Annotated in this window: 15 protein-coding genes and 1 pseudogene; 8 read left to right on the top strand and 8 right to left on the bottom strand. The window is 72.9% G+C overall.

Annotation, left to right across the window (positions count from 1 at the left end; all coding sequences use genetic code 11):
• The first annotated feature begins 2 nt into the window (after positions 1–2).
• The 5 genes from ABD993_RS29955 to ABD993_RS29935 are packed head-to-tail and all read left to right on the top strand — an operon-like array spanning position 3 to position 5343.
• Positions 3–938, top strand: coding sequence for a glycosyltransferase family 2 protein (locus ABD993_RS29955; protein ID WP_345425949.1), 936 nt, complete (start codon positions 3–5; stop codon positions 936–938).
• Positions 935–2191, top strand: a complete 1257-nt coding sequence (locus ABD993_RS29950; protein WP_345425947.1) for a polysaccharide pyruvyl transferase family protein — start codon at positions 935–937, stop codon at positions 2189–2191. Before ABD993_RS29955 ends, ABD993_RS29950 begins: the two co-directional genes overlap by 4 nt.
• Positions 2192–2213: 22 nt before the next feature.
• Positions 2214–3110 carry a phytanoyl-CoA dioxygenase family protein gene (locus tag ABD993_RS29945; RefSeq protein ID WP_345425945.1) on the top strand — a complete coding sequence of 299 codons (897 nt, stop codon included), beginning with the start codon at positions 2214–2216 and terminating at the stop codon, positions 3108–3110.
• A gap of 23 nt (positions 3111–3133) precedes the next feature.
• A complete protein-coding gene (locus ABD993_RS29940) occupies positions 3134–4114 on the top strand; it encodes an aminotransferase class IV (RefSeq protein WP_345425943.1) in 981 nt (326 codons plus the stop codon).
• A complete protein-coding gene (locus ABD993_RS29935) occupies positions 4111–5343 on the top strand; it encodes a class I SAM-dependent methyltransferase (RefSeq protein ID WP_345425941.1) in 1233 nt (410 codons plus the stop codon). The genes ABD993_RS29940 and ABD993_RS29935 overlap by 4 nt, the downstream gene beginning before the upstream one ends.
• Here ABD993_RS29935 and ABD993_RS29930 read toward each other — a convergent pair.
• Positions 5291–6511: a glycosyltransferase family 4 protein gene (locus ABD993_RS29930; protein ID WP_345425939.1), complete on the bottom strand. Its 1221-nt coding sequence runs from the start codon at positions 6509–6511 to the stop codon at positions 5291–5293. The two genes, ABD993_RS29935 and ABD993_RS29930, sit on opposite strands and share 53 nt — an antisense overlap.
• A 160-nt stretch (positions 6512–6671) precedes the next feature.
• Here ABD993_RS29930 and ABD993_RS29925 point away from each other — a divergent pair, with 160 nt between their 5' ends.
• The 3 genes and pseudogenes from ABD993_RS29925 to ABD993_RS29915 all read left to right on the top strand — a co-directional run.
• A complete protein-coding gene (locus ABD993_RS29925; protein WP_345425937.1) occupies positions 6672–8429 on the top strand; it encodes a hypothetical protein in 1758 nt (585 codons plus the stop codon).
• 4 nt (positions 8430–8433) lie between these two features.
• Positions 8434–9846: an O-antigen ligase family protein gene (locus ABD993_RS29920; protein WP_345425935.1), complete on the top strand. Its 1413-nt coding sequence runs from the start codon at positions 8434–8436 to the stop codon at positions 9844–9846.
• Positions 9843–11069, top strand: a pseudogene (locus tag ABD993_RS29915) (right-handed parallel beta-helix repeat-containing protein); the annotation flags it as partial. The gene ABD993_RS29920 and the pseudogene ABD993_RS29915, both read left to right, overlap by 4 nt.
• Positions 11070–11257: 188 nt before the next feature.
• Here the strand turns inward: ABD993_RS29915 and ABD993_RS29910 are convergent.
• The 7 genes from ABD993_RS29910 to rfbD form a co-directional block, all read right to left on the bottom strand.
• Positions 11258–13390 (bottom strand): heparinase II/III family protein, encoded by a 2133-nt coding sequence (locus ABD993_RS29910; RefSeq protein ID WP_345426169.1) that lies wholly within the window; start codon positions 13388–13390, stop codon positions 11258–11260.
• Positions 13387–15576, bottom strand: coding sequence for a bi-domain-containing oxidoreductase (locus ABD993_RS29905; RefSeq protein ID WP_345425933.1), 2190 nt, complete (start codon positions 15574–15576; stop codon positions 13387–13389). The genes ABD993_RS29910 and ABD993_RS29905 overlap by 4 nt, the downstream gene beginning before the upstream one ends.
• A 15-nt stretch (positions 15577–15591) precedes the next feature.
• Positions 15592–17514, bottom strand: a complete 1923-nt coding sequence (gene asnB / locus ABD993_RS29900; RefSeq protein WP_345425931.1) for an asparagine synthase (glutamine-hydrolyzing) — start codon at positions 17512–17514, stop codon at positions 15592–15594.
• A 14-nt stretch (positions 17515–17528) separates the two neighbouring features.
• Positions 17529–18728: a glycosyltransferase family 4 protein gene (locus ABD993_RS29895; protein WP_345425929.1), complete on the bottom strand. Its 1200-nt coding sequence runs from the start codon at positions 18726–18728 to the stop codon at positions 17529–17531.
• Positions 18725–20050, bottom strand: a complete 1326-nt coding sequence (locus ABD993_RS29890) for a nucleotide sugar dehydrogenase (RefSeq protein WP_345425927.1) — start codon at positions 20048–20050, stop codon at positions 18725–18727. Before ABD993_RS29890 ends, ABD993_RS29895 begins: the two co-directional genes overlap by 4 nt.
• 362 nt (positions 20051–20412) lie before the next feature.
• Positions 20413–21300, bottom strand: a complete 888-nt coding sequence (rfbA, locus tag ABD993_RS29885; RefSeq protein ID WP_345425925.1) for a glucose-1-phosphate thymidylyltransferase RfbA — start codon at positions 21298–21300, stop codon at positions 20413–20415.
• Positions 21297–22112: a dTDP-4-dehydrorhamnose reductase gene (rfbD, locus tag ABD993_RS29880; protein ID WP_345425923.1), complete on the bottom strand. Its 816-nt coding sequence runs from the start codon at positions 22110–22112 to the stop codon at positions 21297–21299. The genes rfbA and rfbD overlap by 4 nt, the downstream gene beginning before the upstream one ends.
• Positions 22113–22158 lie beyond the last annotated feature (46 nt).

Raw genomic sequence — 22158 nt, 5'->3', positions numbered from 1 at the left:
CGATGCCGCGACTGAGCATCGGACTTCCCGTCTACAACGGCGAGGCCCATCTGGCGGAGGCGCTGGACTCCCTCGTGGACCAGACGTTCGGGGACTTCGAGCTGATCATCTCGGACAACGCCTCGACCGACCGGACCGCGGCCATCTGTCGTCGTTACGCGGCACGGGACTCGCGGATCCGCTACGTCCGCCGGGCTCGCAACGTCGGCGCCACGGGCAACCACAACGCCACGGCGGAGATGGCGGAGAGCCCCCTGTTCAAGTGGGCCGCACACGACGACCGGTACGCGCCGGACCTCCTCGAGCGGTGTGTCGCCGTACTCGACGAGCACCCGTCGGTGATCGCGAGCCACGCCTGGACCGCGCTGCTGGACGGCGAGGGCCGGATCGGGGACCGACAGCGCTACCCCCTCGCCACGGCGTCCCCCCACGCACCGGAGCGGTTCCGGAGCGCGCTGTTCGACGTGGGCGGGGACGACGCGTACGCGGTGTTCCGCACCGACGTCCTGCGGCGGGTGCTGCCGTACGGCAGCTACTACCGGGCCGACCGGGTACTGGTCGGCTCCCTGACCCTGCACGGACCGTTCCAGCAGGTCCCCGACTGGCTGTACTTCCGGCGGGACGAGCCGGACCGTGCCACGCGCGCACCCTCGGTCCGCGCGTGGTGCGCGACGATGGACCCTCGCCGCGCGGACCGGCTGCGCCATCCCGTCCCGCGGCTGCTCGCCGAGTACGTCCTGGGGTACCTCACGGCGATCCAGCGCGCGCCGCTCTCGCCCGCCGATCGTCGCGCGTGCCGCCGACTGGTCGGCGAGTGGCTGGCCACCCGGGCGCGCCCCCGCAGGCTGCGGACCGAGGAGGAGCCCGTGCCCGAGGTCTACACCGGCCCCGTCGGGGGCGTCGTCGAGAGCGCCGTCGGTGGGGAGGCGTCGGCATGACCGCCCGCCCCCTCCGCATCGGTCTCTACGGCCTGGTCGGCTCCGGCAACCTGGGCAACGACGCGTCGCTCGACGCGATGCTCGCGCACCTGCGGGACCGATATCCCGACGCCGAGATCGACGCCCTCACCGACGCGCCGGACGGCGCCCGGGCCCGGTGGGGGATCCGGGCGACCCCGATGCACTGGAACCGCGGCGAGTACCGGACCGCCGACACGCCGGTGCTGGTGGCGCGCAAGGTGCTCGGCAAGCTCGTCGACGCGGTCCGGGTGCCGCTGTGGGTCGCCCGCAAGGACGCCGTGGTCATGTCCGGGTCGGGGGCGTTCGAGGTGACCCTGCCCCTGCGGTCGTGGGGGACCCCGTACACCCAGTTCCTCGTGTGCGTCTCCGGGCGACTGCTGGGCACCCGGGTCGGGCTGGTCAGCGTCGGCGCGGACGACGTCCGCCCGCCGGTCATGCGGGCGTTGTTCCTCGCCGCGGCCCGCTCGGTCACCTACCTGTCCTACCGGGGCGAGCACGCCCGCGACTCGATGCGGCGGATGGGGCTTCGCGAGCGCGGCGACCGGGTCTTCCCCGACCTGGTCAACGCGCTGCCGGTGCCGCCGGGTCCGCCCGGCCCCACCGGGGTCGTCGGGGTCGGGGTGCTCGACTTCTACGGCGGCAACGACGACCGGGCCCGGGCCGAGGAGGTCCACGCCCGCTATGTGGCCTCGATGGCGAGGGTGGTCGACGGGATCCTGGACCGCGGCCGTGAGGTGCGACTGCTCATCGGTGACCAGGTGGACGACCGCGTCGTGCGGCTCCTCCGGGAGCACGTCGCCACCCGGCGCCCCGCGGACCTGAGCAGGGTCCACACCGAGCCCGCGGCGGACGTCGGCGAGCTGATGCGGCAGCTCGTCGCGGTGGACGCGGTCGTCGCGACCCGGTTCCACAACATCGTCTGCGCACTGAGCGCGGGCCGACCGACGGTCTCCGTGTGCTACGCCCGCAAGAGCGACGAGCTGATGGTGGACGCCGGGTTGGGGGCCTATCGCCATCGAGCCGACACGTTCGACCCGGAGACCGTGCTCACCCAGCTGGACGAGCTCCTGGCCTCGGCGGACCGCATGTCCGCCGACATCGCCCGGCGCGCCGAGCGCGACCGCACGGCCCTCGCGGAGCAGTTCGCGCTGCTCGACGCGGCGCTCTTCCCCGGGGTCGCCGCGGCCCGACCCGTCTCGGACCCGGACATCCACCCCGCACCGACCGCCTGACCTCCAGAGGAGGGACACGACCATGGTCGACGTCCACATCGACCCGCAGTTCGACGACGAGCAGCGGCGGGAGCGGCTGTTCGCAGGCGACGTCGTGGTGTACACCCACGTCCCGGAGATCGCCGCCTTCGCCGAGTTCGCCCGCGAGCTGATCACCGAGGCGTTCGCGCCGTTCGAGCCCAGGACCGTGCAGGAGCACCGGGGCCCCGAGGAGCTCGCCGAGATCCTCATCGCGTTCAAGCCCCGCTTCATCCACCATCCCGAGTCGACGGCCCACGTCCGGCGCATCGTGACCGCGCTCGGCGTCGACCCGTCGTCGGTCTACGCGGACGTGCCCAAGCTCCGGACCGCCTTCCCGCGGGGCGGCCTGACGACCGGCATCGCGTACGCGTTCCAGCCGCACCGGGACACCTGGTACAGCGCGCCCCTGCAGCAGCTCAACTGGTGGCTGCCGCTGTGGCCGGCGGCGCCGTCGAACGTCATGGAGTTCTACCCGCAGCGGTTCGGCACGACGGTGCCGAACACCAGCGCCTCCTACGACTACACGGAGTGGAACGCCTGGCGGTCGCGGATGAGCGAGCTCAACACCCGGGACACGCGGGTCCAGCCTGCGCCGGTCGCGCCGCTGCCCGCGGACGAGCCCCGGCTCTGCCTGGTGCCGCCGGTCGGCGGGGTGATGCTGTTCTCCGGCGACCAGCTGCACGCGTCGATCCCGAACACCAGCGGGGTGGCCCGGTACAGCGTCGACTTCCGGACCGTGGACGCGACCGACCTGCGCAGCGGCCGGGGAGCGCCCGGTGTCGACGTCGCCTCGACCGGGACCTCGCTGGGTGACTTCCACCGGCTGACGGACGGTGCGGCGCTGCCCGTGGCGGACGCGACCTCCGGTCGCCCGGCCCCTGTGCCGCACGGCGTCTGACGCGACGAGGATCGGAGGAGCGGGTGGCACACACGGCATCTCTGTCCCAGCTGCAGACCCCGCGCTGGGCACAGGTGAACGGCGAGCTCGTGCCCTACGGGGACGTCCGGATCCACATCGGCGCCGAGGCGCTGACGCGGGCGCTGAGCGTCTTCGAGGGGGTGAAGGGCTACTGGGACGACAGCGGGGAGACCTTCGCGCTGCGCAGCCCCCGCAGGCACTACGAGCGGCTGTGTCGCTCGGCGCGGCTGCTGCACGTCCCCGTCCGGTTCGGCTACGACGAGTACGTCGTCTGGCTGGCTCGGCTCGGCGCCGAGCTCGCGGTCCCGGACCGTGACCTGTGGTTCCGGACCACGCTCTACGTGATCGAGGGGCACTGGGGTGAGGGCACCGTGGCGGACCTCGTGACCACGGCCTACACGCAGACCACCGCCGAGCCCGCGCCCATGCGGGCGGCGGTCAGCACCTGGCGTCGGGGCGGCGACTCGGTCCTCCCGGCCCGGATCAAGAGCGCGGCGAACTACGTGATGGGTCGGGTCGCGCGGATCGAGGCGAACCGGGCAGGCGCCGACGAGGCGGTGCTGCTGAACGAGAGTGGGCGGGTCGCCGAGGCCACCGGGGCCTGCGTCGTGATCGTCGACCGATCCGGGCTGGTCACCCCGCCTCCGGCGGAGGGGTGTCTGGACAGCATCACCGTCGACGCGCTCGAAGAGCTCTGCGGCGGGCTCGGGATCCCCTTCTCCCGCAGGCCGGTGGAGCGGACCGAGCTGCTCACCGCACGGGAGTGCGGGCTCGTCGGCACGATCACCGAGCTGACCCCGGTCGCGGAGGTCGACGGGTACACCTTTGCGCTCGACGGGCTGCTCGCCGACGTCCGCCGCCACTACCTCGGGGTGATGCGGGGGAGAACGGCCCTCGCCTGTGCGCCGCTCGTCCCCCTGCTGCATCGAGCGGGCGAGGGCATCCGGCCGATCGGCGGGCCCCTGGTCGGAGCGGCCGAATGACCGCGCAGTGCCCGCTCTGCGGGAATGCCGACTTCGCGCCCGTGCTGTCCCTGGACGGCGTCCCGGTCGAGGAGGGCCGGTTTCCCGAGTCGTCCGCGGCGGCGGTGGCCATGCCGACCGGCTCCTGCCTGCTGTGTCACTGCCCGGCGTGCGGGTTCGTCTACGACGCCGCGCCGCGGCCGGAGCAGGTCGTCTACGACGTGGGCTACACGACCTTCATGGGTGCCTCGCCCAGCTTCGCACGCCACGTGCGGGAGACCGCCGAGCGGCTCGTCGCCGACTACGGGCTGGCCGGGGGGACCGCGGTCGACATCGCCTGCGGCTTCGGCGACTTCCTGGAGGCGCTGGTCGGTGCCGGGATGGCCGCCGGGACCGGCGTCGACCCGGCTGCGGGGCCGGTCGGGGACACCCGGATCACGATGGTGCGCGAGTACTTCCGGCCCGACCTGCTCCCGCCGGACGTCGCCCTCGTGTCGTGTCGGCACATGCTCTACCTGATGGACGACCCGCTCGAGCTCCTGACGTCGATCCGCGGCAGCCTCGGCTCGCGCTCCCCGCTGGTCTACGTGGAGTTCGTCAACCGTGCGGCGGCGGCCACGGGATGGGACCCGTGGGACGTCACCTACGAGCACCGCAGCTACTTCACGGCCCAGTCGGCCCGGCGGCTCTTCGAGGCGACGGGGTTCGAGGTCCTGGCCGTCCGAGAGGTCCACCACGGTCGGTTCCTGGGCGTCGAGGCCCGGCCCACGGAGATCTCGCCGAGCCGGAGCACCGACGAGGAGGTCAGCGGCCTCGCCGGCGCCGTCGCAGGGCTCCAGGCCCACACCGACGAGCGGGTCAGGCTCTGGGGGGAGGCACTGCGGGAGACCCGCGAGGCACGCGGCCGGATCGTCGCGTGGTGCGCCGGAGCGCGGGCCATCTCGTTCCTGGCGTTGACCGGGGCAGCCGAGGAGGTGGCCGCCGTCGTCGACCTGAGCCCCGCCCGGCATGGCCGCTTCGTCCCGGGTTCCGGACGTCCGGTGGTCGGGCCGGAGGAGGTCGCGGACCTCCGGCCGGACGTGGTCCTCGTGACCAACCCGGCGTACACGCAGGAGGTTCGGGAGGAACTGGCACGGCGCGGGCTCCCGGAGGTCCCGGTCGTCGAGCTCGACGACCCGGCCGCGCCCACGGACCTCCTCACCGCGGTGCGGGCCGCCCGAGGCGCTCCCGCGGCGAGCTCGCCGCGATGACCTCGCGATATCCGGACACCAGAGCCTCCAGCCCCACGGCCGGGGTGAAGGCCTCCTCGTAGCGACGGCGCCCGCCGCTGCCCAGCGAGCGGTTCAGATCGCGGTCCGTGACGACGGTCCGCAGTGCGTCGGCGAGGGACGCGGGATCGCCGGGCTCGTGGAGGAGGCCGGTCCGGCCCTCGACGACCAGCTCGGCGAGCGCGCCCAGCCGCGAGGCGACGACGGGCACGCCCGTCGCCATGGCCTCGACGACGACCAGGCCGAAGGTCTCCCGGGTCGTCGACGGCAACACCACCGCCGAGGCGGCGGCGGTGAGCCGCCTGCATCCCGCGTCGTCCTGCAGACCGAGGAAACGGACGTCCGCCCGACCCCGCGCCCAGCGGCGTGCCGACTCCTCGAGCTCACCGCCGCCCGCCAGCACCAGCGGGACGCCGATCCCGCCCGCGGCGGCGAGTGAGTCCCAGGCGCGCATCAGCGTCGGGAGGCCCTTCGGGTCGGAGAGCCGACCCAGGTAGAGGACGTGCTCGCCCGGTCCGGAGCGGAGGAGGCCGGGATCGGGCACGAAATGGTGCTTGACGGTCAGTCGGTCGGGCGGCATCCCGGCCTCGACCAGGATCCGCCGCTGGGTGTCGGAGACGCAGAAGAAGCGGGCGACCCCGGACCACCAGACCCGTCGGGTGGCGGCCCGGGCGACGGCGACGGGGAGCGTGGCGAGCCGCGAGTCCCGATAGCACCCGTGGCGCACGGCGGGGAGAGGGAGGCGCCCGACGCACTCCGTGCAGTCCGAGCCCGCTCGGTGCAGCGTGCCCGTCGGGCAGACCTGCTGGTAGTTGTGCAGGCTGGCGACGACGGGCACCTCCTCGTCCGCGCAGGCCGCGAGGACCGACGCGGACAGCAGGGGAAAGGTGTTGTGCACGTGGACGATGTCGGGGCGGTCCGCGCGCAGCCGCGCCCGTAGTTCGTGTCTGCTCGCCGGGTTCCAGGGGACACGGACCGGGACCAGCGCCCGTTGCGGGAGGGACATCAGCGCGATGTCGTCGCTGCGGCGCTCGAAGAGGTCGACCTCGTGACCGGCCTCGGCCAGCAGGGCGCACTCGCGGTCGACCACCCGGTCCTCGCCACTCGGTTGGGCCGAGCGGTATCGGTTGTGCACCACCAGGACCCGCACTGGTCGCCCGTCCGCCACGGATGCCCCCGCCCTCGGGCACCTCCGTGTGCCCGGCTCTCCCCCCGTGGTCGAACGGGGATGGTGGGCCGTTACGACGTGACGCCGGTAACACCCCATGCCCGGACGACGAGTGACCAGGCGTCGAGAGAGGGGTGCACCGTTGCACGTCGAGGCGATGGACCAGGCCCGGTTCGAACCGACCGTCCTGCGGGCCACACGCAGGCATCGCGTCGCGGTCCTCCTGCTCGTCGGGCTCAGTACCGCGATCGGGATCACCGTCCCGCTGCTGGAGAGACCTGCGTACACGGCCACGGCGGGTATCACGGTGCCGCTGCCTGCGGGGGCGACCGAGCAGACGGCCGGGGCGTTCCTGGACGGTCAGGTCCTGCTCCTGAGATCGTCCGCCGTCGCGGAGCGGGCCGCGGTGCTCGCCGCGGACGCCGTCGGGCCGGGCGCGCCCGAGGCGGCCGACTACCTGGGCGACGCCCCGGCCTTCGTGGTGAAGCCGCCCGAGTCGAGCTCGTCGGGCTCGTACGGGGCCAGCACGATCCTCGTCACCTTCACCTGGCCGGACGCGCGGGTCGCCCAGGTCGGCGTGAATGCCGCGGTCGAGGCCTTCAACCAGGTCAGGGCCGACACCATCCGGTCGCAGGGGGACGCGACGGCCGCGGCCCTGCAGCGCGCCGCCGACGAGGCCCCGAATCCCGCGCAGCGGGACTCCCTGCTCTCCCAGCGCAGCCAGGTGCTGGCGAACCAGCAGATCGACCTGATCGCCAGGCCGACGGTGGCGGGTGGCGTGCTGCCGGAGGCGCCGACGAACCGCGACTGGCCCGTCGGCGCGGCGGTCGGCCTGCTGCTCGGCCTGCTCATCGGTCCCACTCTCGCGTACACGTGGGCGAGCCTGCGAGGTGGCTTCGACGAGGCGAGCGAACCCGCCGACTACTACGGCGTGCCCCTGCTGGGCGAGATCGACGCCCGCCCGAGGCGCCGCCGTCGAGGGCGGCGGACGGCGACGGCGCGGACCCCCGAGGAGGACATGAGATTCGCGGCGACGGCGCTCGAGCACACACGCGCCGCGGTCGACTCGAACCAGGTGATCGTCGCGGTCGCTCCGCGAGGATCCGGGGCCACCGGCGCCGCCGTCGCCGGCATGGCACTCGCGTTGGCCGAGGGTGGGCGGCGGGTACTGGTGGTCGCGGCGGATCCCAGCGACACCACCGTGTCCGACCAGCTGGGGGTGGCGGCCACGGGGCCCGGGCTCGCCGAGCTCGTGGCGGGGACGGCCGCCCCGGGCGACGTCGTGCGACCGAGCCCGTGGAACATCGACCTGGCCGTGGTGGGTCCGGGAACCGCGGCAGCGCGCCTGCCTGCGGGCGAGGCGTACCGGCGAGCCGCGGCCGACGTCCTCGGCGCACTCGCGGAGGGCACCGATCTGGTGCTCGTCGCCGCCCCCGGACTGCTCGACGCCGCGGTCGCGGGCGAGCTGGTGGAGGCCGGTCACTCCGTCGTCCTGGTCCTGAGCCGCCGTGAGCCGCGGCGCGACCATCTCGCCATGGCACAGCGGCTCGCCCTGTCCCGGGCGACGGTGCTGGGGTACGTCTTCCTTCCCGTCGAACCGCCGCGCGGTCGCACCCCCGACCGAACGGCGGGCCCGGAGGGCAGTGCGGTCGCGCCGGAGGGCAGTGCGGTCGCGCCGGAGGGCGGTGCGGTCGCGCCGGACGGCGCGGGGCCGCCCCTGAACGGAGCCGCGGTCCCGGGCCGGCGCGGGTCCGAGGTCTCGGGCCCACCTGCCGACCAGGGTGGCGGCCCGCACCACGAGGACCCCGACAGCGTCGACGATGCCCCCGACGGGCAGATCGTCGTGATGTCCGCAACGAACGGCTCCCGGCCGACGCCGTTCCCGCGTGCGGACGAATGACCCGATGACGATCCGACCCCTCCTGCCGACACCCGGCCGGATCACGGCTCCGGAGACGCCCCGGGCCCGCGACCGGCTGCTGGTCGCCTACGGATGGGCGATCGGGTGGCTCCTGGCCGGATACCTCTTCCTGGACAAGGCGTTCGCCTACCTCCACGTGCCGGGGACGCCGCTCTACATCGGCGAGATGGTGCTCGCGCTCGGCATCGGAGGGCTCGTCGCGTCGACCGGTCATCTGCGCGTCCCCCTGCGGGACGAGTCGATCCTGCTCCTCCTCGTCCTCTTCCTGCTGTGGGGGGCGATCCGCGCGGTGCCGGGAGTGGGCGCCTACGGGATCGACGCGTTCCGTGACTCGGCACTCTGGTACTACGGCCTCTTCGCGATCGTGATCGTGGCGGCGCTGGCGCGCTGGCCCGAGATCCTCGACCGGTTGTGGGCGGGCCTCGCGCGGATCACTCCCTGGTTGCTGCTGTGGCTCCCGGCCGCCGTCGTCCTCGTACCGTTCGCCGCCCGTGCTCCCCGCGTCCCGTTCAGCGACATCTCGGTGCTCGCCCACAAGTCCGGCAGCTCCGCCACCGCTGCCGTGCTGGTCGTCGCCGCGCTGTGGCTGAACCCGCGTGGCCGGGTCCCGGGTCGTGCGGGGTGGACGATGCTCGGGCTGCTGGTCATCGCGTTGGTGGCGACCCAGAACCGGGGCGGGCTGATCGGTGCGCTCGTCGGGGCGTCGGTGTGGCTGTCCTTCCACCACGACCGGCTCCGGATGGTGGGGAAGGCCCTCACCATCGGCGCGATCGCGCTGACCCTGTTCAGCCTGCTCGCCGTGGACGTCCCCATCCCGGGCCTGCAGGGCCGCGCGTTCTCGACCTCCCAGCTCGTGAACAACGTCCTGAGCCTCACCGGCTCCGGCTCCGCGCCCGGCAACCTGGACGGCACGGTGGACGGCCGACAGCAGCTCTGGGGCCGGGTCGTCGAGCGGCAGCAGGAGCAGGGGCAGATGGTCGAGGGCGCCGGTTTCGGCCCCAACCTCGCGAGCGACGTCGGGGTGTACGACGAGGGGACGACGGCGCTGCGTACCCCGCACAACTCCCACCTCAACGTCCTGGCCCGGATGGGGGTGCTCGGGCTCGGCATCTGGGTCGCCCTCTGGGGCGGCTGGTTCTGGCGGATGATCGTGGGGGCCCGCAGGCTCGGTCGACAGGGGCTGCACACCCGTCGGCAGACGGCGGCGCTGTGCCTCACCATCGCGTCGACCGTCCTCGTCTCGACCTTCTTCGACCCGCAGCTCGAAGGGGCGCAGGTGGCCGCCCTCCTGTGGACGGCGTTCGGCGTCGGCGTGGCGGTCACCAGCCGGAGCACCTGGTTCCGGCCGCCGTCGGATGCGGTCATCCGCTTCCTGCCCGGAGTCGGAACCGGATGAAGGTGCGGGCGTGGGTCGTCGGGCTCGTCGCCGTGGCCGTGACGGCGGTCATCCCCTCCGCGGCGGCCAGGACCGCGAGCGGCACCCCCGCCGAGGGAAGCGGCCCCGGCCCGCGGATCCCGGTCGGGCAGCTGGACCGCACCTGTGACGGTGTCCGGATCGGGCCCGGCGAGGACGCCCAGCGCGTCATCGACCTCCACCCCTCCGGCACCACCTACTGTGTCGCGGCGGGCGTCCATCGCGTCGCGGTACCACTGGTACCGAAGACGGGCGACGCCCTCGTCGGGGAGCGGGGCAGCGTGCTGAGCGGCTCGATCGTGCTCACCGACTGGGTCCCCGGGCGAGACGGCTGGTCGACGGCGGGCAGGCTGCCGCCCGCGCCCGGTACGGCCGGTGAGTGCGCCGAGAACGCTCCACTGTGCACCCAGACGGAGGACGTCTTCCTGGACGGGCGACGACTCGCGCGGGTCGCCGCGGCGCGGGACGTCGTACCGGGCACCGTCTTCGTCGACTACGCGGCCGGGCGCGTGGTCCTGGGCGACGACCCCACGGGGCGACTGGTCGAGCAGGCCGTCGCGCCGGGGCTGATCTCCTCCCTCGCCGACGACGTCACCGTCGAGAACCTGGTGCTCGAACAGGCGGCCAACGAGGGACAGGTGGCCGCGCTCGAGGCGCGCGAGGTCGGTGGCGAGCGCTTCGGCAGCGGATGGACGATCCGCAACAACGAGATCCGCTCCAACCATGCCGTCGGTGTCGGCTTCGCAGGCGGCACCCTGGTGTCGGCCAACGTGATCCGGGACCAGGGACAGCTGGGGTTCGGGGCGTGGGGGAGCGGCTCGACCGTCAGCGACAACGTCGTCTCGGGCAACGGGGACGCGGGCTACTCCTTCGACTGGGAGGCCGGAGGCGGGAAGAGCTGGATGACCGAGGACCTCACGGTCGAGCACAACCTCGTGCAGGACAACCGAGGTCCCGGCCTGTGGACCGACGGCGGCAACATCCGCACGACCTACGCCTTCAACGTCGTGTCGGACAACGACGGTGCCGGGATCCAGCACGAGATCAGCTACGACGCGCTGGTCACCGGCAACGACATCACCGGCAACGGCCGGGTGCACAAGGGGTGGGCCTGGGAGGCGGGCATCCAGATCCAGTCCTCCGGCGGCGTCCAGGGACGGATCGAGGTCAGCGGCAACCGCGTGACGGGTGGCCCGAACGGCATCACCCTCATCGAGGGTGGCGACCGGGCGGACGAGTGGCCCGCACCCTTCGGGCCGCACCTCGTCCGCAACGTGTGGGTGCACGACAACGTCGTCGTCGTGGCCCCGGGGAGCAGCAACGGCGCGGTCGAGGACATCGACGATCCCACGGTGTTCACGAACGGGGGCAACCGGTTCGAGGCCAATACCTACTACGTGCCGTCCCTCGACGGGGAGCACTTCGTCTGGGACGGGACGGAGATGCCGTGGACCGTCTGGCGCGGCTCCGGCGTCGGCAACGACCTGACCGGTCGGGTGCTGACCGTCGCGAGGTGAGGCCGAGGCGGGCCTCCGAGCGACCGGCCCGCCCCCGGCCCCTGTTCCGGGTCCACGTGCAGCGTCGTCCGGACCGTCTTGCGGGCGCCACCCAGCCACCCGGTGCCGACCAGCGTGACCGTGGGCTCCCGGCTGCCGAAGCCCACGGAGTACCACCCGAGGGGCGGTGACACCGAACCCCGGTGGGCGGCCCAGTCGAGCTCGGGGGGCAGCTGCAACACCGCCTCGCCCGCCGGGTGGGTCAACAGCGCCGATGTGCCCTCGAAGCGGGCCCGGACCTCGGGCCCCAGGTGGAACGCCAGCCTGCAGGGCCGCTCCCGGTCGGACACGAGCACGTCCGAGACCGTCAGGACGCGGCTCCCGACATCGAGGTCGACGGTCCGCCGATGGACCGCGTCGCGTCCGTACCCGGTGTGTTCCGCACACCAGTGCGCCCGGTCCGCGCCGTCGGACGACCCGAGGACCCGGCTCGAGGCATGGCGCGTCCACAGGAACGGCCCGCCCGAGGCCGACTGGTCCCGCCCCTCGACCTCGAGCGTGTTGTGCCCCAGTGTCGACCGGAAGTAGCGGCGCCAGTCGGGCTCGCCGTGGTAGCAGTACGTGCCGGGGTCGGCCAGCAGGTCGATGCCGCCGTGGCGGACCTCGATCGCGAGCGCGTCCGCGTGGGCGTGGGCGGCGATGGACAGGAAGCCGTGCGGTCCCGCGTCGCATCGACACCACAGCTCGGGGCCACTCGCCGACTCCGGCGCGCGGAGGATGGTCAGTCCGGCGTCGGCCAGCTCGTACGGCCGCCGCGCAGGTCGCCGGTCGTCCGGCTCCCGCCTGCCGAGCAACGCGGTGAGGGCGGCGGTCCGGACGTCTCGCGGCGCGGACTCCGGCCACCAGGGCAACCGCCCGAACACCTCGCCCGCCGTCCCGAGCAGAGAGGGCCAACGGGCGACGTCGTCCCCGTCGAGCACGAGCCCGACACCGTCGTCGGAGTCGCCTTGGCGCGGCGGACGTCCTCGGCAGTCCACCATGGCGGCCAGTGCGTCGGACATCCGCACGAGCACGTCCCAGGTCGACTCCGGCACCTCGACCCCCGCCCTCGAGGCTTCGGCGGTCGCCGCCAACCCGAGCTCGAGGACGAGCCCGTGGTAGTCCGACGCCAGCTCCCGGTTCACCCCGCTGGGGAACGTGTTGTTCCGCAGGACCGCGTCCAGCTCGGCGACGGCCTCGGCGCGCCAGCGCGCGGACTCGGGGTACCACGGGAAGGTACATGCCGCGGCGAGCAGGCCGGCCCACTCGGCGACGGCGTGGTTGTTCGCCGAGGACCCGCGGCTCGGGAAGGCCGCCAGCCGCCGCTGGTGGAGCAGGATCTGGTTCACGGCGACCGGATCGTCCTCGAACAGCGCCGCCGCTCCGGACCAGCCGTCCAGCAGCCGCCGCACCCACACCCAGGAGAGCAGCCGGATGCCGAGCTCGATCCCACTGAGCCAGTGCACGCCGCGCAGCGGGGGGTTCGCCCTCCACCAGGAACGGAGGTGGTCGGCGACGCGCTCGGCGTAGTGGTCCTCCCCGGTCATGGCGTACGCCGCCGCGAGGACGGTGAGGTACTGGTGGCGGGACGGCTCCCAGAGCTGCTTGACGTCCCCGACCACGTCCTCGTCCCGATAGGGCACGTCCGCGGTGTAGACGTCCGTCGGCGCCCGGCGCCCGGTCTTCGGGTCCCAGGACCAGTCCGGCAGGACCATGTCGGACCGCCGTACTCCGAAGAACTCCGCCTCCCCCGCCATGAGGCGGTCGGCGGTGCGCCGCAGGGCCGCCTCCGCCTCGGGCGTGACGGAGGCGAGGGCATCGCGCGGCAGCACCCCCGCGAAGGTTCGCTCGCCGAGCCATTCCCCGGGGTCCGGTGCGTGGTCGACCCGCCGCCTCCAGGCCCGCTGCCGGACGGCGGTCCGCAGGCGGTCACCGACCTCGCGGGGCCCCATCTTCGACAGCCGGCGCAGGTACCAGCCGGGACCCGTCACCACGGGCGGAGGGAGATCGGGCCGCGGGCGCCGAGCGCGGGCTCCACGGCCAGCGTGGCCCGCGTCGTGGCCGTGAGGGACGCGAGACCGATCGGCATCGGCGTGCCCTCCCGGACCGCTGTGAGGAACGCGTCGAGCTCGGCGGCCTGGCCCTTGTCCCGCCCACGGCGTAGCCGAGACGACGACCAACCCGGCTTCCCGACGACGGCGGCGCGGGTGAAGTCGTCCAGTGTCAGGACCTTGCCGTCGGCCAGGAGGTCGAGGGTCTCCTTGGGGTACCGGGACGAGCCGGAGGTCACGTAGCTGATCACCGCGGTCGAGCCGTCCGGGTAGGCCAGGGTGAGCTGGACGTCCGAGCGGTCCGGGGTGCCCGCCGCGGAGACGGTGACCGGATCCGCGTCGAGCAGCAGGCTCACGGTGTCGATGAAGTGGCCGCCCTCGCCCACGAACCGCGATCCCTCCGCCGCGGACCGCAGGTACCAGCTCCGGCCCTCGAGCCGCCCGGCGTTGACCAGGTACCGCACCGACGCGGGACCGATCCGGCGCCCGAACCGCCGCCGCGCCTCGACCAGCAGGGGGGCGAACCGGCGGTTGAACCCCACCTGCAGCCGGTCGTTCCCGCTCTCGGCCACGGCGTCGACGACCGACCGGAGCTCGACCTCGGACAGCGCCAGGGGCTTCTCCACGAACACCGCCTTGCCCGCGAGCAGCGCCCGGCGGGTCAACGCGGCGTGGGAGCTGTGCCGGGTCACCACGAAGACGGCGTCGATGCGGGGGTCCGCCAACGCGGCGTCGAGGTCGGTGTCGGCCGTCTCGAACCCGAACCTGCGCTGCGCGTTCGCCCCGGAGAGCGCCGAGGTCGTCACCACCCGGCGGAGGACGACGTCCTCACGTCCCGCCAGGTGGGGCAGCAGCATCGACGACGCGTAGTTCCCCGCGCCGACGAAGGCGAGCTCGACCGGGCGGCCCGCGACGGGCACCGCCCGCGGACGGTCGGCCGGAGCGGCCGGGACGACCCGGACCCGCGGAGCGTCCGCCGCCTCCTCCTCCGGAGCCGGGGCGGGCGGGTCGTAGGCGAACAGGACGGCCACCGCCTTCAGGCCGCCGTCCGCCAACCGGCCGTAGGTCTCCACCGCAGACCCGAAGGGGGCGACCTCCGAGACCAGCGACGCGACGTCCACCCGGCCCCTCGCGACGAGGTCGAGGAAGCACTCGATGTTGCGGCGCTCGGTCCACCGCACGTAGCCGATGGGGTAGTCCCTGCCCTCCAGCTCGTACTCGGGGTCGTACCGCCCCGGCCCGTACGAGCGCGAGAACCGGACGTCGAGCTCCTTCTCGTAGTAGGCGTTCCAGGGCAGGTCGAGGCGGGTCTTGCCGATGTCGACCACCCGTGCGCGGTCTCGGCTGAGCCGGGCCGCGAGCTCGACGGGCTCGTTGCCGCCGCCTCCGGCGGCGAGGTAGGTCTGGTCGACGCCGTGCCCGCCGGTGATCTCGGCGACGGCGGCGTCGACGACCCCCGACGCCGCGTCCCCGCAGACGAGGGCGCCGAGGCGTTCGGCGAGCGCGCACCGCTCCAGGTCGGGGTCGATGCCCACCACCCGGACCCCGGAGGCGACCAGCAGCTGGACCACGAGCTGGCCGATCAGACCGAGCCCGATCACCGCGGCGACGTCGCCGAGCTGCGGTTCCCCGCGCCGCACACCCTGCATCGCGATCGCCCCCACGGTGCCGAAGGCGGCGTGGCGTGCCGACAGCCCCTCCGGGACCCTGGTGAAGAGGTTCGTGGGCACCCAGTTCCATTCGCCGTGCAGGGCGTGCTCGTTGCCCGCGCAGGCGACGAGGTCGCCGACCTTGACGTCCCGGACGCCGTCGCCGACCTCCTCGACCACACCGCACAGCGAGTAGCCGAGTGGGGTGTAGGAGTCCAGGGTGCTCGACACCTTGCGGTAGGTCGCGGCCACGCCGATCGTCGAGGCACTCTGCACCACCTTGGCGACCTGGTCCGGCCGGGCACGGGCCTTCGCCAGCAGCGACATCCCCGCCTCGCCGACCTTCATCAGCTCGGTGCCGGTGGAGATCAACGAGTACAGGGTCCGGACGAGGACCCCGCCCGGCTTGCACGTCGGCGCGGCCACCTCGATCAGGGCAAGCTCACCGGACTTGTAGTTCTGTACGACCTGTCTCACGTGTACTACTTCCCCCTACGCCGCGTGGGCGCCGTCGGCGACGACCGCGCCGCGGTACCAGTGCTCGAGCGTGACGATGTGCCAGAGATGCTTGGCCCGGTCCTCGCGGCCGGTCGCGTCCTCGGCGACCAGGCGGCGCAGCGCCGCCCGGTCCAGCAGACCGGAGGACACCAGGAGGCCCTCCTCGACCGTCTCGCGAACGAGTCCGGCGAGGTCGCGACTCATCCAGGCCCGCAGCGGGGCGCTGAACAGCCCTTTCGGGCGGTACACGATCTCCGGGGGCAGGACGGTGAGGGCGGCCCGCTTGAGCGCGGCCTTGCCCTGCCGCCGCTCGATCTTGCGGTCGCCCGGGATGCGGAACGCGGCGCGGACCACCTCGACGTCGACGAAGGGCACCCGCACCTCGGTCGAGGCCGCCATGGTCGCCCGGTCGGTGTAGGTCAGGTTGAGCCCGGGGAGGAACAGCCGCGCGTCGGCCAGGCACATCCGGTTGACATGGTCGGTCAGGTCGGTGTCCCGGTACGTGCGAGCGTGCTCGTCGAGGACCTCGTCCACGGCGGGGGCGAGGTCGGGGTGCACGAGATCGAGGAGCTCGGCCCGGTCGTACATCGTGTAGCTGCGCCGGAAGGCCTCCTCCTCGGGGAGGTCGGCGAAGGAGACGAACCGCTTCGCGAAGCGGGCGGAGCGGTAGCCGCGGCGGGCCGAGGCCACCGGGAGGGCGTCGACGACCGAGCCGACCGCGTGCCGCACGCCCGCGGGGAGGCGGCGGTACCGGACCCCGAGGACGTTGGCGAGGTGTTTGCGGTAGCCCGCGAAGAGCTCGTCCGCTCCCATCCCGGAGAGCATGACCTTGATGCCCGCGGCACGGGCGGCCTCACAGATCAGGAACGAGTTGATCGCCGCCGGGTCGCCGATGGGCTCGTCGAGAGCGCTGGTCATCCGGGGCAGCAGCTCGAGGACGTCCGGGGCGATCCTGATCTCCCGGAGGTCCACCCCGAAGCGCTCGGCGACCAGGCGGGCATACCTCAGGTCGTCGGGCATCGCCTCGAAGCGCGCGTCCTCCTCGCGGAAGGAGATCGTGTACGCCGCGATGCCGGGTGAGTCGCGGGCCGCGAGCGCGGTGAGATAGCTCGAGTCGAGCCCACCGGACAGGAAGGTCGCCACCGGGACGTCGGCGAGCAGGTGGCAGCGGGTCGACTCCGCCACCACCTCGTGGAGCTCCTCGACCGTCAGCGGCTCCCGCGCGGCACCGGCCTCGGCCTCCTCCCGCAGCGACCAGTAGGTGCCGCGCTGGGTCCGTCCGTCGGGCCGGAACCGGATCCAGGACCCGGGTGGCAGCTTCTCGGCCTCCCGGTAGGCGCACCGTGAGTCCGGGACCCAGTAGTAGAGCAGTGAGGCGACGAGCGCGGACCCGTCCACCGTCAGCCCGCCCGGCAGCGCGCCCGCCAGAGCCTTGAGCTCACTCGCGAAGGCGATCCCGTCGTCGGAGCGGACCACGAACAGCGGTTTGACGCCGAGCTGGTCGCGGGCCAGCACCAGCTCGCCGGTGCGTTCGTCGAAGATCGCGAAGGCGAACATCCCGCGCAACCGGGGCAGGCAGTCCGTCCCCCAGCGGCGCCAGGCCTGCAGCAGCACCTCGGTGTCGGAGGTGCCGCGGAAGCGGACCCCGAGCCCGGTGAGCTCGGCCCGGAGCCGGGGCGCGTTGTACAGCTCGCCGTTGTAGCTGAGAGCGAGCCCGTCGGCCACCATCGGCTGGGCCCCGGTGGGGGACAGGTCGACGATGGACAGCCGCCGATGGCCCAGGTGGACCTCGCCCGCACCGGCGCGGTGCCGGTAGGTGCCCGCGCCGTCCGGACCCCGGTGGGCCAACGCCGTGGTCATCCGGGCGGTGAGCGGCCCTCCGTCGAGGCGCAGATAGGTGCCGGCGATGCCGCACATGGATCAGGGTCCCCTCAGCGTCGGGTCAGTCGGTCGTACACACCCACGTAGGCGGGGACCTGCGTCCGCCAGGCGAGCTCCCGCTCGACCCGTTCCCGGCCGATCTTGCCCATCTCGGCCCGGAGCGCATCGTCCGCCAGCAGGTCGAGCACGGCACCTGCGTACTCCTCGATCCGGTTGGGTGTCGCGTAGACGGCCGCGCCTCCCGCGGAGACGCGGGTCTCGATCAGGTCGAACGCCACGACGGGCAGCTCGAACGCCATGTACTCCATGGTCTTGTTCATGGTGGACACGTCGTTGAGGGCGTTCTTCGGGTCCGGCGACAGCCCGATGTCCGCGGTCGACATGACCTGCCTGACGTCCTCGTCCGGGAGCCGCCCGGTGAACTGGACGTACTCGTCCAACCCGAGCTCGGTGGTGAGCCTGCGCAGCTCGGGGGCGGCGTCGCCGTCCCCGATCAGGGTCATCCCGATGTCCGAGCGGCCACGGACCCGCACGATGTGGTCGAGGGCCCGGATCGCCACGTCCACTCCGTCCTGCGGGCCCATCACCCCGATGTAGACGAGCAGATGGGGGAACCCCCGGCGGAGCTCGGGGCGGGGCTCGCCGCGTCGCAGCCGGTCGGGATCGGGCCCGGTGCGCACGACGGTGACCCGGTCCGGCCGTTTCCGCCCCCGGGTGAGGGCGACCCTGCGGTACGACTCGTTCGTGGAGATCACCTGGGTGGCGAGCAGGTAGGTCATCCGCTCGGCGAGCAGCAGAGCGCGGTGGGGCAGGCGGGCGGGCTCCTCGAACCGGGAAAGGTACAGCTCCGGACACAGGTCGTGCTGGTCGTAGACGAGGCGTGCCCCCAGCGCCTGGAAGGGCAGCGTCGCCACCCAGAGCACGTCGGGGGGGTTGCACACCTGCACGGTGCCGAAGGGCGCGCGCCGCCACACCCGCGCGAGGCAGAGCAGCGTGCAGAGGATCGAGTAGGCGTACTCGGCCAGGAACATCACCTGGCGGGTGACGGGCGGGAAGGCGCCGTAGGTGACGATGTGGACGCCCTGGAGGTCCCGCGTGGCCGGTTCGCCCGGTCCGCGCGGACACACGACGGACACGGCGTAGCCCGCGTCGACCAGCGCGAGGCACTCCAGCCAGACACGTCGGTCGAACGGCACCGGCAGGTTCTGGACGACGATGCAGACGTGCCTGCGCCGCTCCGCCCGGCTCACCAGCCGACCCCCTCGTAGCCGGGGAGGGCCTCGAGCTCGGGACAGGTTCCCGCCAGGTCGACCACCACGGGCGGTGGCACGTCGAGAACCGCGTCGACCACCTCCGACGAGGTGCACGACACGACCGCGACGTGGGCGCCGTCCAGGGCGTCCGCGGCCCGGTCGTGGAGCACCCGGCGCAGGTGGGGCAGCTTGGCGTCGACATAGCGCAGGTTGGCCCCGGACAGCCGGGACAGGGTGACGACCGGGTCGTGGATACGGACGTCGAGTCCCTTGCCGATCAACAGCTCGGCCAGCGCGACGTTCGGACTCTCCCGGAGGTCGTCGGTGAGGTTCTTGAAGGACAACCCGAGCAGGGCGACCCCCCGGTTGTGTCCGCCCGCCTCGTCGACGGCCGCCACGACCCGGTCCGCCACGTCGCGGACCTGCATGTCGTTGGAGGTCAGGGTGCCCTCGAGGACGGGCAGGGTGATCGAGTTCATCCGGGCGAGATACAGCAGGCTGCGCACGTCCTTGGGCAGGCAGGAACCGCCGAAGGCGAACCCCGGCCGCAGGTACGCCGTGGACACGTTCAGCTGCCGGTCCTGGACGAACACCTCCATGACCTCCCGGGCGTCGACGTCGAGCACCCGGTAGAGCCGGGACAGCTCGTTGGTGAACGCCACCTTGAGGGCGTGGAAGGCATTGGAGGCGTACTTGACACTCTCCGCCGCCCGGATGTCCACGACGCGGACGGTGCAGTCGAGGAACCCGAACAGCTCGCGCACCCTCGCTGCCGAGACGTCCGACCCGCCGATGACGAGCATCGGGGGGTGGAAGAAGTCCGTGACACCGGAGCCCTCGCGGAGGAACTCGGGGCACATCGCGATGTGGAGGTCGTCTCCGACGGTCCGCCCGGACGTCCGTTCCAGCAGCGGGCGGACCACATCCTCGACCGTCCCCGGTGGGACGGTCGACCGGACGACGACCGTGTGTGGTCGGGTCTCTCCGGCGAGTGCTCGTCCGATGTCCTCGACGACACGGCGCAGGTGGGTCAGGTCGGTGCCGCCGTTCGCGGCGGACGGAGTCCCGACGCAGACCAGCGAGATGTCGGAGTCCACCAGGGCCGCGTCGGCGCGCGTGGTCGCGATGAGGGTGCCCGCTCGAACCATGGTCTGGACGATCGGATCGAGATCGGGTTCGACCACCGTCGCCATCCCGAGGTTCAGCGTGTCGACTTTGGCCTGATCGGTGTCGACGCCCACCACGTGGTGTCCGCGGTGGGCGAGGCAGGCTGCCGTGACCGAGCCGACGTAGCCGAGGCCGAAGAGGGTGACGTTCATGCTGATCTGATCGACGCCTCGTCGCGCCGATCGAGGGCGGGGAATCGCGGTCGAGACCGTCGCCGCGGTCGGCCGCGGCCGCGCCGAGGCGTCGGCCGGGAGGGATTCGGAACGCGTGTGCTCGCCATTGATGCTCACGTGGGGTCCTTCTGCCGTTGTCAGGAGACCGTCACTCGCCCGAGTGAGGGGGAGCTCCCTTCGGCACAGAACTCGCCGCCACTGTGGCGCCCGTTACAGCGGGCACTCGGCATTCGTCGGCATTCGGGTGATGCCTGCACTCCATTGCCGCGCGGTGCTCACGCAGAGTCAGCGAAAGGTCGCGACTCGTCGACCGCGGGGTCGTGCCGTGCGACCGCGCTCGGTCAGCCGCCCATCGACCGAGCAACCTGCATCACGTACTGCCCGTAGCCGTTCTTGCCCTGCTTCTCACCCAGCGCGTAGCAGGCCTCGGCGTCGATGAACCCCATCCGCAGCGCCACCTCCTCGAGGCAGGCGATGCGGATGCCCTGGCGGTTCTCCAGGATCTGCACGTACTGGCCCGCCTCGGTCAGCGACTCGTGCGTGCCGGTGTCCAGCCAGGCGAAGCCGCGGCCGAGGTCGACGAGGCGGGCGCGGCCGTCCTCCATGTAGGCGCGGTTGAGGTCGGTGATCTCCAGCTCGCCGCGGGCGCTCGGGGTGAGGGCCTTGGCTCGCTCGACCGCTTCGCCGTCGTAGAGGTAGAGGCCGGTGATGGCGCGGTCCGAGCGGGGCTTGTCGGGCTTCTCCTCGATCGAGATCAGCCTGCCGGTCCGGTCGGCCTCGCCGACGCCGTACCGCTCGGGGTCCTTCACGGGGTAGCCGAACAGGACGCAGCCGTCGCCTTCGCGGCCGATGCCTGCCCGGGCGTCGCGGAGCATGCCGGAGAAGCCGGGGCCGTGGAAGATGTTGTCGCCCAGCACGAGCGCGACGGAGTCGCCGTCGATGTGGTCCTCGCCCAGGAGGAACGCCTCGGCGATGCCGTTGGGGGCGGCCTGGGTGGCGTAGCGGAGGTCGAGGCCGAACTCGGAGCCGTCGCCGAGGAGGCGGTGGAACATCGGGGCGTCCTCGGGGGTGGTGATCACCAGGATCTCGCGGATGCCCGCCAGCATCAGCGTGGAGAGCGGATAGTAGATCATCGGCTTGTCGTAGACGGGCAGCAGCTGCTTCGACACCCCGCGGGTGATCGGGTGCAGCCGGGTGCCGGTCCCGCCTGCGAGGACGATGCCCTTCATGACAGCCAGGCCTCCAGGCTCTCGCGCCAGTCCGGGAGCGTGACGCCCGCCTTCTCGGCCTTGGTCGTGTCCAGTACGGAGTTCAGTGGGCGGGCAGCGGCCGCCGGCTTGTCGGCGAAGTACTCGGCCGTGGTGGTGTCGGTGACGTCGGTCCGCGAGCGCCCCGACCGTTCGAAGACGAAGCGTGCCACGTCCGCCCAGCTGACGGCGGGCCCGCTGTTCGTCAGGTGGTAGGTGCCGGGTTCGGCGTCGAGCAGGGCCGGGATGCCCGCGGCGAGGTCCGAGGCCAGGGTGGGGCGGCCGATCTGGTCGGCGACGACGGTGGGTGAGACGCCGCGTTCGGCCAGGGTGCGCATGGTGCGGGCGAAGTTGGCCCCGTCCCCGATCACCCAGGTGGGCCGGACGATCCAGTGTCTCGGGGCGACCGAGACCGCGAGGTCCCCCGCCGCCTTGGATGCACCGTAGGCGCTGAGCGGGGCGATCTCGACGTCCTCGTCCATCGGGCCCTCGTGGGTGCCGTCGAAGACGTACTCGGTGGAGACGTGGACCAGGCGCAGGTCGTGTGCCGTGGCGATGCGGGCGAGCGACGCGGGACCGGTCGCGTTCGCCGCCCAGGCCGCCGCGCGGTCCGTCTCGGCCTGGTCGACCTTCGTGTAGGCCGCGGCGTTGATCACCGTGTCGTAACGGGACCAGTCGAGGGCGGCGGGATCGCTCAGGTCGAACTCCGCGCGGGAGAGCGCCGTCGCGGTGGGCAGGGCGCGGGTCAGCGCCCGGCCGAGCTGGCCGCCTGCTCCCAGGATGATCGCGCGCACGGCCGTCATCCTTCCAGGTGCGATACGACCGGGACGGTCGGCCAGC

The organism is Pseudonocardia xishanensis (genome assembly GCF_039541715.1).
Lineage (GTDB): Bacteria > Actinomycetota > Actinomycetes > Mycobacteriales > Pseudonocardiaceae > Pseudonocardia > Pseudonocardia xishanensis.
This window is presented reverse-complemented; position numbering and strand designations above follow the sequence as displayed.

Bases quoted from the DNA above. Each gene is read 5' to 3' on its own strand.
- ABD993_RS29955 (WP_345425949.1), top strand. From the start codon at position 3: ATGCCGCGACTGAGCATCGGACTTCCCGTCTACAACGGCGAGGCCCAT.
- ABD993_RS29950 (WP_345425947.1), top strand. From the start codon at position 935: ATGACCGCCCGCCCCCTCCGCATCGGTCTCTACGGCCTGGTCGGCTCC.
- ABD993_RS29945 (WP_345425945.1), top strand. From the start codon at position 2,214: ATGGTCGACGTCCACATCGACCCGCAGTTCGACGACGAGCAGCGGCGG.
- ABD993_RS29935 (WP_345425941.1), top strand. From the start codon at position 4,111: ATGACCGCGCAGTGCCCGCTCTGCGGGAATGCCGACTTCGCGCCCGTG.
- ABD993_RS29920 (WP_345425935.1), top strand. From the start codon at position 8,434: ATGACGATCCGACCCCTCCTGCCGACACCCGGCCGGATCACGGCTCCG.
- asnB (WP_345425931.1), bottom strand. From the start codon at position 17,514: ATGTGCGGCATCGCCGGCACCTATCTGCGCCTCGACGGAGGGCCGCTC.
- ABD993_RS29890 (WP_345425927.1), bottom strand. From the start codon at position 20,050: ATGAACGTCACCCTCTTCGGCCTCGGCTACGTCGGCTCGGTCACGGCA.
- rfbA (WP_345425925.1), bottom strand. From the start codon at position 21,300: ATGAAGGGCATCGTCCTCGCAGGCGGGACCGGCACCCGGCTGCACCCG.